Below are 14,789 nucleotides of genomic sequence, written 5' to 3'. Positions count from 1 at the left end.
AGTTCGGCCCTCCCTTGGGTTCTCCCCATGCGCGTGTTGTTCGCCGCCGCCGAGTGCGCCCCGATGATCAAAGTGGGGGGCATGGGAGATGTGGTGGGGTCCCTGCCGCCGGCAGTGGCGGCACTTGGTCATGACGTGCGCACGATCATGCCGGGCTACAGCAAGCTCTGGAGCCGCCTGGAGATCCCCAGAGAGCCGGTCTGGCGAGGACAGGCGATGGGTAACGACTTCGCCGTTTACGAAACCCGCCACCCCAGCAATGGGCTGCCGCTCTATCTGGTCGGCCATCCGGTGTTCGATCCGGAGCGCATCTACGGCGGAGAAGATGAGGATTGGCGCTTCACATTCTTCGCCAATGCCGCCGCTGAATTCGCCTGGAATCACTGGAAACCGGAGGTGTTTCACTGCCACGACTGGCACACCGGCATGATCCCGGTCTGGATGCACCAGGACCCCGAGATCAGCACGGTCTTCACCATCCACAACCTTGAATACCAGGGTCCCTGGCGCTGGAAGCTCGAGCGCATGACCTGGATCCCCTGGTACATGCAGGGGGATCACACCATGGCCGCCGCCCTGCTCTATGCCGATCGGGTCAACGCCGTTTCCCCCACCTATGCCCAGGAAATCCGCACGCCCGAATACGGCGAACGCCTCGATGGCCTGCTGAATTTCATCAGCGGCAAATTGCGGGGCATCCTCAACGGCATCGACACCGAAGCCTGGAACCCGGCCACCGACAGCCTCCTGCCCGCCTGCTACAGCGCCACCGACATGGCCCCGAGGGCAACCAACAAACGGGTGCTGCAGGAGCGCATGGGGCTGGGGGTCAGCCCCAACACCTATCTGATGGGGATGGTGAGCCGCCTGGTGGACCAGAAGGGGGTGGATCTGCTGCTGCAGGTGGCCGACCGGGTACTGGCCTATTCCGACAGCCAGATCGTGGTGCTGGGCACAGGCGACCGGAACTACGAATCGGGCCTCTGGCAGATGGCCGCACGCCATCCCGGCCGCTTCTCCGTCTTCCTCACCTACGACGATGCCCTGGCACGTCTGATCTATGCAGGTGCCGATGCCTTCCTGATGCCCAGCCGATTCGAGCCGTGCGGCATCAGTCAGATGCTGGCGATGCGCTACGGCTGCATCCCGGTCGTGCGCAAGGTGGGCGGCCTGGTCGACACCGTCCAGCCCCATGTGCCAGCCGACCACAGCGGCACCGGCTTCTGCTTCGATCGCTATGAGCCGGTCGACTTCTACACCGCGATCGTTCGTTCCTGGGAGGCCTACCGCCACAGCCACAGCTGGCGGGAACTGCAGTTGCGCGCCATGGCCGTCGACCACAGCTGGACCCGCTCAGCCCTGGAGTACGACGCCATGTACCGCGATGTGCGTGGGGTGAAGCAGCCCACCCCCTTGGCCGCCGATGTGGAACAGTTCTCCCTCGGCCAGGATGCCGATCCCAGCCTCGTCCAGGCCGGTGGCTCTGCCAAGGCGGCTGCAGCCGTGACATCGGCTGAAACCGAGGCCCAACCCCGCAGGCCAGAAGGGAGCGGTGGTCCCCGCAATCCCTTCTCCGCCCTCCTGCGCCGCAGCCAGAGCTGAGCGTGGAACGCTCCGGCTCCGAGCTGCCGGTCGTTTACGAAAGCCCCTGGCGGGCACTGGGGCGGGATCTGCGCGCCGTGGCCGCCAGCTGCGCTCTCGCCCTGAGGCGGATGTGGCGGCGCCAGTGGCAGGGGGATCTGCCCACGCCACCGTTCTGGCCCCGGCGCCAGGCAACCCTGTTCTGGCCTGCCGCGCTACTGCTGGCTCTACTCCTGCTGGCGCTGGCGGGGAGATTCGCGATTGGGCAGCTGCACCCACCGAGTGGGGAGAGGACGGTGGAGATGGATGGGTCAGGGCCATCAGCATCGGTTGTATCGCCTCCGTTATCGATTGATCCGGCCTTTGACCCTGCACAGGCCCCGGTTGAAGCCACAGAAGGCCGACGGGAGTCGCCCACTGAGACTGTTGGCACCTCCCCTGAGCCGGTGCCCCCGCCTCAGGCCACCCCCAGCGCAGGCGACTCCCCAATCCAGTTACCACCGGGATTCAGCGATGACTTGGGTCTGGTGGTGGCGGCCCCCACAGGCGGGGGCGCCGTCGTGCTGAGGCTGCGGATCTCAGAGGCCTTCAAGGCTCTCCCGGAGAGCGAGCGGCAACGGCTGGCGCAGCAGTGGTGGCAGCAATCCCTTGGCCTGGGCTACGAGCAATTGCGGCTGCTCGACCCCAGTGACGCAGAACTGGGCCGGAATGCCGTCGTGGGCGGGGGCATGATTCTGCTCGATTGATCCGATGCGGGCGGAAGCGATGCGGCTGGCGAACCTGGTGGAGCTGTGGGGAAAGCCGATCGAAGCGGCTCCCGCCGATCCGGCGGCCAGCTTCAGCCGCATCGGCACCGACAGCCGTGAGCTGGAGCCCGGCTGCCTGTTCGTGCCGCTGGTGGGGGAGCGCTTTGATGGCCATCGCTTTCTGGAGGCGGCCCTGGAGCAGGGGGCGCTGGCCGCCCTGGCCCAGCGAGACCGCCTCAGCTCCGAGCAGGCCGAAGCCCTGGTGGGCGCCAGAGGCGGCCGGATCTGGCTGGTGGACGACACCCAGGCTGCATACCAGGAGCTGGGGCGTCTCTGGCGCCGCCAGGGCAGCGCTCCGGTGATCGCAGTGACCGGCTCAGCCGGCAAGACCACCACCCGCGAGCTGATCCGCGCTGTGCTGGCCCCCCTCGGTCCGGTGCTCGCGAGTGTGGGCAACGAAAACAACGACATCGGCGTGCCGCTCACCCTGCTCAAGGCCGGCGGGGAGCATCGGGCCGTGGTGGTGGAGATGGGCATGCGCGGCCTGGGGGAGATCGAGCGGCTGAGCCGCTGCGCCGAGCCCGACATCACCGTGATCACCAACATCGGCACGGCCCACATCGGCCGGCTGGGCAGCCGCGAGGCGATCGCCACGGCCAAGTGCGAGATCGTCTCGGCCCTGCGCCCCGATGGGCTGGTGGTGATCCCGGCCGGTGACCCCCTGCTCGACACCAGCCTCACCGCCGTCTGGAGCGGCCGGGTGATCCGCGTTGCCCTCCACGACGACCCGCCGGGGCCAGATCCGGCCCAGCTGCTGGGCCGGATCCAGGCCGGCGCCGACGGCGAGCGGCTGATCTGGGGGCTGGCGGAGCCGGGGGCGGCGGAGCACAGCACCGAGTTGCCCTTACCGGGCCGCCACAATGCCCGCAACCTGCTGCTGGCCCTGGCCGTGGCCAGCGAACTGGGGGTGGATCCACTGCAGTTGCGCCGCCTGGAAGTGGCCCTGCCGGGCGGGCGCAGCCGGCGAATCAGCCTGGGGGGGATCGAGGTGCTCGATGAGACCTACAACGCCTCCCCCGAAGCGATGCTGGCGGCGCTGGATCTGCTGGCGGCCCAGCCGGGCCGACGCTTCGCGGCGCTGGGCACCATGCTCGAGCTGGGCGAGCGGAGCAGCGAGCTGCACCGCCGGGTGGGAGAGCGGGCCAGGGCCCTCGGGCTCGATGGCCTGGTGATCGTGGCGAGCGGCACTGAAGGGGAGGCCCTGCTGGCGGGGGCCGCAGGCCTGCCGCGTCTGGAGCGGCTCGATTCACCCGCCGAAGCCGCCCGGACGCTGCTGGGCTGGCTGGAGGCCGGCGACCACCTGCTGCTCAAGGCCAGCCGTGGGGTGGCCCTGGAACGGCTGCTGCCGCTGCTGGAGCAGGGACTCAGCCCTGCGGCGGGCTCCAGTCGAGCTTGATCTGCTGACGGGCGCGGCCCAGGGCCAGGGCACCAGCCGGCACGTCGCGGGTGAGGGTGGAGCCCGCCCCCACGATCACGCCGGCCCCCAGCGTGATCGGTGCCACCAGCACCGAGTTGGCGCCCGTCTTGCTGCCGGCACCTATCACTGTGCGGTGCTTACGCACACCGTCGTAGTTGGCGGTGATCGTGCCCGCCCCCACATTCACCTCCGCCCCCAGATCGGCGTCACCGAGATAACTGAGGTGGTTGGCCTTGCAGCCAGCGGCCAGATGGCTGTTCTTGATCTCAACGAAATTGCCGATGCGGCAGCCACTCTCCAGCCGGGTGCCTGCACGGAGCTGGGCGAAGGGGCCCACCATGCAGCCACCGGCCACGCTCACGTCGCGCAGGACGGAATAGAGAACCTCCACCCCGTCATCGAGCTGGCTGTCCTCGATCAGGCAACCGGGGCCGATGCGGCAGCCACTGCCGATGCTGGTGCTGCCCCGGAAATGGCACTGGGGCTCAACGAGCACGTCACGACCGAAGCGGGTGCCCTCGCTGAGGGTGCAGCTGGCGGGGTCCACGAAGCTCACCCCCTCCGCCATCCAATGACGGCGGAGCCGCTCCTGCAGGGCGGCCTCACACTGGGCCAGCTGCAGGCGGTCGTTGATGCCGGCGATTTCGGCGGTGTCAGCCACCTCCAAGTGCACGGCAGGGCTGAGCAGCGCCACGGTGTCGGTGAGGTAGAGCTCCCCCTGGTCGTTGTCGGTGCTCAGCTTCGGCAGCACCTCGGCCAGTGCGCGCCAGTTGAAGCAATAGATCCCGGCGTTGGTGAGATCGTTCTGAAGCTGCTCCTTGCTGCAGTCACGGTGTTCCACGATCGCCTCCACCTGGCCCCGCTCATCGGTGAACACCCGGCCATAGCCACTGGGATCAGCCAGCCGGGCCGTGAGCAGGCTTACCGCGGCCCCGGAGGCCCGGTGCCGCTCCAGCAGCGCCTCCAGGGTGGCGGGGCGCAGCAGTGGCACATCGCCATTGAGCACCAGCAGCTCCCCCTCGAACTCCGCCAGGGGGCCGAGCAGCTGTTGCACAGCATGGCCCGTGCCGTTCTGCGGTTCCTGCAGCACGAACTCCAGGCCCTCCAGATCGGCCAGGGCCGAGCGCACCCGCTCGGCATGGTGGCCAACTATCAACACCTGCCGCTGGGGATCGAGGTGGCGGCAACTGGCCAGCACCCGCTCCACCAGGGTGGAGCCCGCCAGGGATTGCAGCACCTTGGGCCATTCACTCTTCATCCGAGTGCCCTTTCCAGCGGCCAGCACGGCAACGGCGAGCATCGGCGGATCAAGGCGGCTGGGCACGGAATCTACCGGTCTCCTCCATGCAGCCCCCAGCGCCGCCGCCAGGCACTGGCAGGCTCCCCCCCACTGAGGGCCTGGGCCCTCTGGCGCTGGTCCAGGATCACGGAGCTTTCTGCCTGTCCACCGGGGTCGCGGTAGGGCTCGCCGGCCCGGCTGGCCAGGTGCTCCCGCTCCATCAGCGAAAGGGGTCGCCACCAGGGCGAAGACGCCTCCAGAGCCGGGGCCGCCACCGTGCCATGGCTCCAGACCTGACCGGGACCGCCCTGGGCAGCGGCTGCACCATCTTCGGAACGCAGCGCCGCCAGCTGCAGGCCGGCCTCCACCAGGCTGCGGCGTGGGGCGGCGGCCGAGCAGTAGGTGAGCAGACGCCCCCGGGGGGCCAGCAGCGCAACCAGCGCAGCCAGGAACTCCTGGCTCCAGAGCTGGGGGCAATGGCGCGGCGAAAAGGCATCGAGCAGCACCAGATCGCAGCGCCCAGCGGCCTGGAGCAACACCAAATCGATCTGCTGGCGGGCATCGCCCCAGCACATCTGCCCCCAGCCGTGGGGGCTCAGCCACTGGCTGGTGTCCCGCAGCTGCTGGAGCAGATCCAACCCGAGCGCTGGCTGCCACTGCCGGCGGAAGGAGGGCTCAGCCAGGGCCAGGGCCAGGGGGGCCGGATCGATCTCCAGGCCGAACCAGCGCAGGCGAAGCCCCAGGGGGGCCGCCGCTTCAAGCAGGGCGGCGCTGTTGGTGCCCAGCCCCACGCAGACATCCACCACCAGGAGCTCCTCCCCGGCGCTGAAGCGCTGCAGCTGGGCCGGCTGCACATAGGTGCGCCGCGCCTCGAGCAGGGCGCCACTGCGGCAGTGAAAACCCTCGCCGAACTCAGCGCTGTGCAGGCTGAAGCTGCCGTCCTCGGTGACGCGGGGGCTGAGATGGGCCGCCACAGGAACCCCGGGGTTCACCCACCCTGGCCACTGGGTTCAGCCTGCAGGCGCGCCAGATCCTCCCAGAAGCCTGGATAGGACACCGCCGCCGCCTCGCTGCGGTGCAGCCGGGTGGTGCCGCCGGCCACCTGGGCCGCCACCCCCAGGCTCATGGCCACCCGGTGATCGGTTTCGCTGTCAACCTCGGCGCCATGGAGCGGGCGGCCACCCTCGATCACCAGGCCGTCGCCGGTCTCCTCCAGGCTTGCTCCCAGCAGCCTCAGCTGGCGGGCCATCACGGCCAGGCGGTCCGTTTCCTTGACGCGCAGTTCCTCTGCATCCCGGATTCGACTCACCCCCTCGGCGCAACAGGCCGCCACCGCCAGGATCGGGATCTCATCCACCAGCCGAGGGATGAGATCGCCACCGATCTCGAACGCCTTCAGCGGGCCATGGCTGACGCGCACGTCCCCCACCGGCTCACCGGCCACATCGCGCGGATTGAGCACCTCCAGCCTGGCTTCCATCTGCTCCAGCGCCTCGAGGATGCCGGTGCGGGTGGGGTTGAGGCCCACGTTCTGGACGGTGATCTCGGCCCCGGGGGTGATGGCGGCGGCCACCAGCCAGAAGGCCGCCGAGCTGATATCTCCCGGCACCACCACCGGCAGACCGCGCAGGCTGGCCCCGGGATGAAGACAGATCATGCGGCCCATGTCGCCACCGACCTCGAGATCGGCACCAAAGGCACGGAGCATGCGCTCAGTGTGATCGCGGGAACGGGCCGGCTCGATCACGGTGGTGGAGCCACTGGCCGTGAGAGCTGCCAGCAGCAGTGCGGATTTCACCTGGGCCGAGGCCACGGGGGTGCCGATCATGGCGCCATGGAGCTGGCAGCCTTCGATCGCCAGCGGAGCGAGGTTGCCCCCCGCCCGGCCACGGATCATGGCCCCCATGCCGGCCAACGGCTGGCTCACCCGGGCCATGGGCCGCCCGCGCAGGGATGCATCGCCATTGAGCACGAAATGACGGCCGCTGCGGCCCGCCAGCAGCCCCAGCATGAGGCGCATGGTGGTGCCGGAATTGCCGCAGTCGAGCACGTCGTCGGGCTCCATCAGGCCATCAAGGCCGACCCCCTGCACCAGCACCGGTTCGCCGGCATGGATCGGGCTGATCGTGACCCCCATGGCCCGCAGGCAGGCCGCTGTGCTGAGGGGATCCTCGGCGGGCAGCAGACCCTCGATACGGGTTTCGCCTTCGGCGATGGCACCGAAGAGCAGGGCCCGGTGGGAAATCGATTTGTCACCCGGCACCCGCACCGTGCCGCGCAGGCTGCGCCCCCGGCCAGCGCCGGCGGTGGAGCCCAGGGTCAGGGGGCTACCGGAGGCGGGGGCAACGGCCATGCGATCGGGAGTGGGATGGAACGGGAATCGGGCGAGCCTAGGGCTGAGCTTCTTCTGGAAACACAGGTGACTGGGAGCCATGGAGCCGATCACCGGCATCCCCCAGGCCGGGAACGATGCGAAAGGCCTCATCCAGCTCGGGATCGATGCAGGCGGTGTACACCGTGAGATCCGGGAAGCGCTTGCCAAGTGCCCCCAGCCCGGGACTGGCCGCCAGGGCTGTGACCACCCGCAGGCGCTGCCCGCTCACTCCCAGGGCCTCCAGGCGCTCCAGCACCTGGATCAGGCTGCCGCCAGTGGCCAGCATCGGGTCGAAGACCATCACCCCCACCCGCTCGCCGATGCGCTCCGGCAGCGTGTCGAGGTAGCAGTGAGCTTCGCCCGTGCGCTCATCCCGCACCAGACCGATATGGGCCACCCGGGCGGAGGGCAACACCGTCTGGGCACCGGCCCAGAGCCCCAGCCCAGCGCGCAGCACCGGCACCGCCAGCACCGGCACTGACGGGTCAACCACCATCCCCTCCGTGACAGCCAGGGGGGTCTGTACCTGCAGGGATAGCTGGGGCAACCAGTCGCGCACAGCTTCGTAGGTGAGCCAGCGGCCCAGCTCGGTCATGGCGGTGGCGAACAGCGGCGAGGGGGTCTCCCGATCCCGCAGCACGGTCAGCCAGTGGGCGATCAGGGGATGGGGTGGAACAACCACCCGCAACGACATGGTCATGTGCCATAGCTTGAGCTGTCACGCTACGTGCGCTTTGCCGTCTGCTCTTCGGGTTTCAAGGCCTCACCCGTCTCGTCGGCGCCGCGTCCTCCGGCGTTGGTTTTCGCTGCTTGCGGGCCTGATCATGCTGGTGGGCAGCTCGCTGCTCGTGGGGGTGGGGAGTGCCTCGGCGATCACAGCACCGGAGCTGCGGGGCCAGCGGTCCCTGCAGGATCTGCAGCCCGACATGCATGGCCGTGACCTGCACCAGCAGGAGTTCCTCAAAGCCTCGATGAGCGGCTTCGACCTCAGCGGCAGCGATCTGCGCGGGGCCGTGTTCAACTCCAGCGACCTCACCAACAGCAATCTGAGCGGGGCCAACCTCGAAGACGCCGTGGCCTTCGCCACCCGCTTCGACGGGGCCGATCTGAGCGGAGCCGTGCTGCGTAACGCCATGCTCATGCAGAGCCGCTTCACAGGCGCACAGATCGAGGGAGCTGATTTCAGCGACGCTGTCCTGGACCTCTCCCAGCTCAAGGCCCTCTGTTCCCGCGCCGATGGCTTCAACCCCACCACCGGGGCCTCCACGGTCGAAAGCCTGGGCTGCCGGTAGCATCTGAATCCGGTTCCGGTGGGGATCAGCCACCGGGGGCAAGGGGGAAAGTCCGGTGCAAATCCGGCGCTGTCCCGCAGCTGTGCAGCCCGTGCTCCGGTCAATCGCCGCCGCACGAGCCAGTCAGAACACCCGCCGGTGCTCCCTCTCATGCCGGCGCGGACCGGATTTCCAGACCATGACTTCCCTATCAGGGGATCCGGCTCGGCTGCGGCAGCCAGCACGGCCAACCCAGCTCGCTCACCGATTTCCCCAATCCACCTCTGCCACCTCCGGCTCCCGGCGCATCACTGCAGGACCCATCGCCCTGGTGGGACTGGTGCCTCTGCTGTTGGTTTCGCTGTTGACGGCTCCGGCTTCGGCCCACCATCTGATGGAGGTTTTCGGGCTGAGGGAAGGGGCCTTGGCTGGTTTCCTCAGTGGACTCGGCCATCCCCTGCTCGGTCCTGACCATCTGCTGTTCCTGCTCAGCCTGGGGCTGGTGGGGCTGCAGCAACCGCTGCGCTGGGTGATTGCCCTGCTGACGATCGGCCTGGGCTCCACCGCCCTCGGCCTGGTGCTGCCGGTGCTGCCCGGCAGCGAGCTGCTGGTGGCTCTTTCACTCGTGGCCACCGGTCTGGTGGTGCTCGGCCGCTGGCCCCGCTGGATCCTGCTGCCCGCCATCGCCCTGCACGGCAGCGTGCTGAGCCAGCCGGTGCTCGGCTGGTCGATCTCGGCCCAGATGGTTTACCTGCTTGGCCTGCTGCTCAGCCAAGGGGCTCTGCTGATCACAGCCGTCACCCTGGTGCGCTCCTGGGCCCGGGGGCTTCAAGCCGCCAACCTGCGCTTGCTGGCGGGGCTGCTGATCGGTATCGGCGCCACGTTCGCCTGGACTCAGCTGGTGCCCTGACGATGGCAGTTCCAACCTCAGCCCCGCTGGCGCCGCTCGCCAACCGGAGGCTGCCGGTCACCGTCGTGACTGGATTTCTGGGCGCCGGCAAGACCACTCTGCTGCGCCATCTGCTGCTCAACAGTGGTCAGCGCCTGGCGGTCCTGGTGAACGAGTTCGGCGAAGTGGGCATTGATGGATCCCTGCTGCGCAGCTGCGGCTTCTGCCCCGAAGACGAGCTGGAGGGTCGGCTGGTGGAGCTGGCCAATGGCTGCCTCTGCTGCACCGTCCAGGACGAGTTCCTGCCCACCATGCAGATCCTGCTGGCCAAGGCCGATCGCCTCGACGGCATCGTGGTCGAAACCAGCGGTCTGGCCCTGCCCGAACCGCTGGTCCAGGCCTTTCAGTGGCCGGAGATCCGCACCCGCACCCGCGTCAATGGCGTAGTGGCGGTGGTCGATGGCGAAGCCCTCGCCCAGGGCAGCGTGGTGGGCGATCCGGCTGCCCTGGAACGCCAGCGGGCGGCGGACCCCAGCCTCGACCACCTCAGCGACCTTGAAGATCTCTTCCGCGACCAGCTGGCGGCGGCCGATCTGGTGCTGATGAGCCGGGCCGATCGACTCGATGCCGCCCAGAGCGCGGCCATCCAGCAAAAGCTGGCGCCGCTCTGCCGCCGCGGAGTTCAGGTGCTGCCCATGGTCCGTGGCGAGGTGCCTGCCGAGCTGATGCTGGGCCTGGAGAGGGTTGAGCCGGCCAGGCCACTCCACGAAGATCATCACGGCCATGACCACAGCCATGTGCCGATGCAGTCACTGGCTCTGAAGCTGCCCGGCCACTTCGACCGCCAGGCCCTGGAACGCCTGTTGATCGAGCAGATCGTGGAGCAGGGAATTCTGCGGCTAAAGGGCTGGTTGCACCAGAGCGGCAAGCCAAGGCCCCTGCAGATCCAGGCGGTCGGTCCACGGCTCGACAGCTGGTACGACCGTCAGCCCGTCGAGCCCAATGCCGCAGCAAGCCCTGGCCTGGAGCTGGTGGTGCTGGGCCTGCGCCTCGACAAAGCCCGGCTGGAGCAGGTCCTGGGCAGCGCGGCTCTCAGCCCACTGGCCTGAAACGGCCCTCAATCCAGCGGAAAGGCCCCCTTGGCACAGATCCCGTCCCAGCAGAGGGCATGGTCCTCCTGCCAGCGGCCGCTCACCGGCTGCCAGGGACCGCTGGAACGACTCATCTCGACGGTGCCGCGCCCGTCGTGGCGGAACAGGACCCGCAGGCCATCAAGGTCGATCTGCCATCGCTCCCCCACCGCTTGCACCGTCATCACGCAGGGGTGCCAGGGGCCGTTCTCCAGGCGGCATTCGACCGTGTAGGTCGGTGGCTCGGCCCCCAGCGCCGGTTGCCAGACCCAGCCCAGCACTGCCACCAGGGCAGCCGCCATGGTCAGCGCCGGAGATGGGCCGTGCATGGCTGGGGTCTCCTCCGTCTCACCCTTTCAAGCTGGATCTGGCCCTGGCGAAGGGGGAACATGGGCTGCCAAGATTTAACAAACGCTCCGGCTGCCTGGTGCCCCGCTTTCACGCCCGTGTGCTGGTCTCCCTGAGGCCCTCGGTTCTCGATCCAGCCGGTGAGGCCACCCGCGCCGCCACCAGCCGCCTGGGGGTGGAGGGGGTCAGCCGACTGCGCATCGGCAAGGCGGTGGAGCTGGAGATCGAAGCTCCCGATGCCGACACCGCCCGCTCGCGAGTGGAGTTGCTCAGCGACCGGCTGCTGGCCAATCCCGTGATCGAGAACTGGGAACTGGAACTCCACGAGATCGCCGCCAACGGAGCGGACCTGCCGGCATGACGATCGGTGTGGTGGTGTTCCCCGGCTCCAACTGCGACCGGGACGTGGGCTGGGCGGCCGAGGGCTGCCTGGGAATTCCGACCCGCTTCCTCTGGCATGAGGAGCGCGACCTGAACGGCCTGGATGCCGTGGTGTTGCCCGGCGGCTTCAGCTATGGCGACTACCTCCGCTGCGGCGCGATCGCCCGTTTCGCTCCGGTGCTGGAGGAAGTGGCGGAGTTTGCCGCCAGGGGTGGCCCGGTGCTGGGGATCTGCAATGGCTTCCAGATGCTCACCGAACTCGGCCTGCTCCCCGGTGCCCTTACCCGCAACAGCCGTCTCCACTTCATCTGTGAGCCCACCGCCCTGACGGTGCGCCCTGGCAGCTGCCTCTGGCTCTCAGGCTACGGGGAGGACGAAGAGATCAACCTGCCGATTGCCAATGGCGAAGGGCGCTATCAGTGCGAGCCGTCCACCCTCGAGGCCATGGAGCAGTCCGGCCAGGTGGTCCTGCGCTACCAGAACAATCCCAACGGCTCCGTGGGCGATGTGGCTGGGTTATGTAATCCGGCCGGAAACGTGCTCGGACTGATGCCCCACCCGGAGCGGGCCTGCGACCCCCGCACCGGCGGCCTCGATGGTCAGCGGCTGTTCGCCAGCCTGCTGGGCTGAACGCTCCCCGATCAGAGCGCAAAAAAAGGGGCCACTGGCCCCCTTCCCTGCATCCGGTGCCCGAAGGCAGATTGATCAGTTGACCGCGGCGAAGAACTCCTTGCTGCCGACGGGATCAGGGTTCATGGTCTTCTCGCCCGGTGTCCAGTTGGCGGGGCAGACCTCATCGGGGTTGGCCTTGACATGCTGGAAGGCCTGTAGAACCCGCAGGGTCTCATCAACGTTGCGGCCCACCGCCAGGTTGTTGATGGTGGCGTGCTGGATCACACCCTCGGGATCGATGATGAACAGGCCGCGCAGGGCCACGCCGGCATCTTCATCGAGCACGTTGTAGGCGGAAGCGATCTCTTTCTTGAGGTCAGCCACCAGCGGATAGGCGATGTCGCCGATGCCACCCTGCTTCCGATCCGTCTGGATCCAGGCCAGGTGGGAGAACTGGCTGTCCACCGACACGCCCAGCACCTCGGTGTTGCGGCTGGAGAAATCGCCGTAGCGGTCGCTGAAGGCGGTGATCTCCGTGGGGCAGACGAAAGTGAAATCGAGCGGGTAGAAGAACAGCACCACGTACTTGCCGCGGTACTGGGAGAGGGTGACCGTCTGGAACTCCTGATCCACCACTGCGGTGGCTGTGAATTCAGGGGCCTGCAGACCGACGAGCCGGGACATGCTTGAAAAGTGGGTGACGAACGGGAAAGCAGGGAACTCAGTCCGAACTCGGACCGACTACCACTTGCGACCGCAACAATTTATCACGGAACCCTGGCAAGAGCGGCCCTTACGATGAAGGAGGCGACGACGGCTGATGCCCCGCCCCCGTTCCACAGCCTTGACCTGATGTCCTGGGACCCTGTCCTGCTTCGCAAATACAACAACACCGGCCACTTCCGCCTGCTCAACCAGCTGCGCAGCGAGCTGAAAGCCAGCCCCCTCAACCGGGAGGAACCCGGCGACAGTGACGGAGGCGGTCGTTCACGCACCGGCACCCTGGTGCGTGCCGTGGATGTGCGGCCCCAGGTTTATGGCCGTGCCCGGCGCTATGCGGGTCCAGCGCCGGCACCCAACCTGCCTCCGGCCAGCGCCGGCTCAGAAGGGGGCTCGGCCTCCGCCAGCTTCCGCGAGCGCCTCAACGCCATCGAGATGCGCTGACCCCAACAGATCCGAACTGACCGGAGCTGACCCGCACTGATCTGGAGCTCAGCATGGAGCTGATGGCTAAAGGCCCCATCGCTCCGTGGCTCCAAACAAACCGAATTGATCAGACGAACCCTGAACTTTGATTCGTCTGATCCGCTTGGTTTGACATCGACTGCGCCTCAATTAGACGCCATAAATGGCTCGGGGGAGACTTGAACTCCCGGCCTTGGGGTTATGAATCCCACGCTCTAACCAGCTGAGCTACCGAGCCCGGTTGTAAGGACTTTAAACGATCGACCTCCCTCTCCCGACCGGGGAAGGGGGAGGTGGCAAGGATGGAGATCAGGCCCTGCCGGGGAGGAATTGAAGCGGATTTACGGCGCCACGGCCAGCGGGGTGGATCTCGAAGTGGAGGTGAGGGCCGGTGCTGCGGCCGGTGCTGCCCATCGCCGCGATCTGGGTGCCCTGGGAGACCTGCTGTCCCACACGTACCAGCACCCGACTGTTGTGACCGTAGAGCGATTTGCTGCCGTCAGGGTGCTGGATCTCCACCAGGTAGCCGTAGCCGCCGTCGTGCCAGCCGGCATAGGACACCTGACCACCCTGGGCCGCCACGATCGGCGTACCCACATTGCTGGCGATGTCGATGCCCTTGTGCATCCGTCCCCAGCGCCAGCCGTAGCCAGAGCTGAACACACCGCGGGCTGGCCAGATCCAACCACTGCCGAGCTGGGAAGGAGTCGTTTGCTGCTCACCCGGGCGGTTGAAACCGGGAAGGTCTGGCCAGCTCAGGCCACCACTGCCGGTGGGCTTGAGTCCGAGCACCATGCGCGAGCGGGAGACACCGGCCCTCGACACACGGATCTGGCTTCCTTCCACCAGGCGAGCCGCTTCCAGCCCAGGATTGAGCCGCAGCAGATCCTGGATGCTGAGCCTGTAACGCTGGGAAAGCTTCACCAGGTTGTCGCCGAAGCGCACCACACCGGTGCTCTCAAGAGGGGGGGGCTCAGTGCGGGGAGCCGAGCGACGCAGCTCACTGGTGTCGAGGGAGGCAAGCTGCTTAGCCGTCGAAGCTTTGTTGGACGGGAGGACCACCCAGTCGCCCCGACTGAAGGAGTGATCTTCATTGACATCGTTGAGCTTGGCCAGGGGGGTTTCCTGAACCCGCAACTGGCTGGCCAGCTGCTCAAGGCTGATGTCGTCGCGGGTTCGAACCCAGAGCTTGTCGCGGAACGAGCTCGGCAGGGAGGCGAGCAGTTGGGGTTCGCCGATCGGAGGCAGAGCAGCCATCGATGGATCGGACTCCAGCCGCTCGGGCATCGATTCGAAACCGGGCCGGCGCGCGTCGGCGATGCCTGGGATGGCGCCGACAGCCACGAGGGAGAGAACCGGCATGGTTCCCAGCAGCGGCAAGATCAGATGCGAAGGCTTCATGCAGAAATTCACCCGTTGGACAAGGCCCGGTGGAGAAGCCACCATCCCCGAGCCGCGCCGAGGGTAGCGGCATGAACCATCCGGCACAAGCCTCTGGGGTCAGCGCATAAATCGT

Annotated in this window: 16 protein-coding genes, 1 tRNA gene and 1 riboswitch; of the genes, 9 read left to right on the top strand and 8 right to left on the bottom strand. The window is 67.7% G+C overall.

The features are described 5' to 3' along the window. The first annotated feature begins 27 nt into the window (after positions 1-27). The 3 genes from glgA to murF are packed head-to-tail and all read left to right on the top strand — an operon-like array spanning position 28 to position 3,783. Positions 28-1,602, top strand: coding sequence for a glycogen synthase GlgA (glgA, locus tag KBY93_RS02785; RefSeq protein WP_255092715.1), 1,575 nt, complete (start codon positions 28-30; stop codon positions 1,600-1,602). A 2-nt stretch (positions 1,603-1,604) separates the two neighbouring features. Next, positions 1,605-2,327: a hypothetical protein gene (locus KBY93_RS02780; RefSeq protein ID WP_255092714.1), complete on the top strand. Its 723-nt coding sequence runs from the start codon at positions 1,605-1,607 to the stop codon at positions 2,325-2,327. A gap of 4 nt (positions 2,328-2,331) precedes the next feature. Next, on the top strand, positions 2,332-3,783 hold the full coding sequence (gene murF, locus KBY93_RS02775; protein ID WP_255092713.1) for a UDP-N-acetylmuramoyl-tripeptide--D-alanyl-D-alanine ligase: 1,452 nt from the start codon (positions 2,332-2,334) through the stop codon (positions 3,781-3,783). On the opposite strand, the gene glmU is transcribed toward murF, so the two are convergent. From glmU to upp, 4 genes are read right to left on the bottom strand one after another with little or no spacing between them, the layout of a single operon-like run. Next, the gene (gene glmU, locus KBY93_RS02770) at positions 3,752-5,104 is read right to left on the bottom strand and encodes a bifunctional UDP-N-acetylglucosamine diphosphorylase/glucosamine-1-phosphate N-acetyltransferase GlmU (protein WP_255092779.1); all 1,353 of its coding nucleotides are present in this window, start codon (positions 5,102-5,104) and stop codon (positions 3,752-3,754) included. The two genes, murF and glmU, sit on opposite strands and share 32 nt — an antisense overlap. A 29-nt stretch (positions 5,105-5,133) precedes the next feature. Next, positions 5,134-6,075, bottom strand: a complete 942-nt coding sequence (locus KBY93_RS02765; protein WP_255092712.1) for an MnmC family methyltransferase — start codon at positions 6,073-6,075, stop codon at positions 5,134-5,136. After that, positions 6,072-7,436: a 3-phosphoshikimate 1-carboxyvinyltransferase gene (gene aroA / locus KBY93_RS02760; RefSeq protein ID WP_255092711.1), complete on the bottom strand. Its 1,365-nt coding sequence runs from the start codon at positions 7,434-7,436 to the stop codon at positions 6,072-6,074. The genes KBY93_RS02765 and aroA overlap by 4 nt, the downstream gene beginning before the upstream one ends. Positions 7,437-7,473: 37 nt before the next feature. Beyond that, positions 7,474-8,157: a uracil phosphoribosyltransferase gene (gene upp, locus KBY93_RS02755; RefSeq protein WP_255092710.1), complete on the bottom strand. Its 684-nt coding sequence runs from the start codon at positions 8,155-8,157 to the stop codon at positions 7,474-7,476. 124 nt (positions 8,158-8,281) lie between these two features. On the opposite strand from upp, the gene KBY93_RS02750 reads away from it, so the two are divergent. From KBY93_RS02750 to cobW, 3 genes are all read left to right on the top strand, one after another. Beyond that, positions 8,282-8,749, top strand: a complete 468-nt coding sequence (locus KBY93_RS02750) for a pentapeptide repeat-containing protein (protein ID WP_255092709.1) — start codon at positions 8,282-8,284, stop codon at positions 8,747-8,749. After that, a riboswitch (cobalamin riboswitch) is annotated at positions 8,743-8,904 on the top strand. It overlaps the preceding gene by 7 nt. Before the next feature lie 23 nt (positions 8,905-8,927). After that, positions 8,928-9,638: a HupE/UreJ family protein gene (locus tag KBY93_RS02745; RefSeq protein ID WP_255092707.1), complete on the top strand. Its 711-nt coding sequence runs from the start codon at positions 8,928-8,930 to the stop codon at positions 9,636-9,638. A 2-nt stretch (positions 9,639-9,640) separates the two neighbouring features. Next, positions 9,641-10,726 (top strand): cobalamin biosynthesis protein CobW, encoded by a 1,086-nt coding sequence (gene cobW, locus KBY93_RS02740; RefSeq protein WP_255092706.1) that lies wholly within the window; start codon positions 9,641-9,643, stop codon positions 10,724-10,726. An 8-nt stretch (positions 10,727-10,734) separates the two neighbouring features. Here the strand turns inward: cobW and KBY93_RS02735 are convergent, their stop codons facing one another. Next, on the bottom strand, positions 10,735-11,076 hold the full coding sequence (locus KBY93_RS02735) for a hypothetical protein (protein ID WP_255092705.1): 342 nt from the start codon (positions 11,074-11,076) through the stop codon (positions 10,735-10,737). A gap of 98 nt (positions 11,077-11,174) precedes the next feature. Here KBY93_RS02735 and purS point away from each other — a divergent pair, with 98 nt between their 5' ends. After that, positions 11,175-11,456 carry a phosphoribosylformylglycinamidine synthase subunit PurS gene (gene purS / locus KBY93_RS02730; RefSeq protein ID WP_255092704.1) on the top strand — a complete coding sequence of 94 codons (282 nt, stop codon included), beginning with the start codon at positions 11,175-11,177 and terminating at the stop codon, positions 11,454-11,456. Beyond that, on the top strand, positions 11,453-12,106 hold the full coding sequence (gene purQ / locus KBY93_RS02725) for a phosphoribosylformylglycinamidine synthase subunit PurQ (protein ID WP_255092703.1): 654 nt from the start codon (positions 11,453-11,455) through the stop codon (positions 12,104-12,106). The genes purS and purQ overlap by 4 nt, the downstream gene beginning before the upstream one ends. 75 nt (positions 12,107-12,181) lie before the next feature. On the opposite strand, the gene KBY93_RS02720 is transcribed toward purQ, so the two are convergent. Further along, positions 12,182-12,772 carry a peroxiredoxin gene (locus KBY93_RS02720; RefSeq protein WP_255092702.1) on the bottom strand — a complete coding sequence of 197 codons (591 nt, stop codon included), beginning with the start codon at positions 12,770-12,772 and terminating at the stop codon, positions 12,182-12,184. A 168-nt stretch (positions 12,773-12,940) separates the two neighbouring features. On the opposite strand from KBY93_RS02720, the gene KBY93_RS02715 reads away from it, so the two are divergent. Beyond that, positions 12,941-13,252, top strand: a complete 312-nt coding sequence (locus KBY93_RS02715) for a hypothetical protein (RefSeq protein WP_255092701.1) — start codon at positions 12,941-12,943, stop codon at positions 13,250-13,252. A 185-nt stretch (positions 13,253-13,437) separates the two neighbouring features. Here the strand turns inward: KBY93_RS02715 and KBY93_RS02710 are convergent. Both KBY93_RS02710 and KBY93_RS02705 read right to left on the bottom strand, forming a co-directional pair. After that, positions 13,438-13,511: transfer RNA gene (locus KBY93_RS02710), tRNA-Met, on the bottom strand. A gap of 71 nt (positions 13,512-13,582) precedes the next feature. Next, on the bottom strand, positions 13,583-14,635 hold the full coding sequence (locus tag KBY93_RS02705) for a peptidoglycan DD-metalloendopeptidase family protein (RefSeq protein ID WP_255092700.1): 1,053 nt from the start codon (positions 14,633-14,635) through the stop codon (positions 13,583-13,585). Positions 14,636-14,789: the final 154 nt, after the last annotated feature.

This window comes from Synechococcus sp. J7-Johnson, from assembly GCF_024345795.1.
Taxonomy (GTDB): domain Bacteria; phylum Cyanobacteriota; class Cyanobacteriia; order PCC-6307; family Cyanobiaceae; genus Regnicoccus_A.
This window is presented reverse-complemented; position numbering and strand designations above follow the sequence as displayed.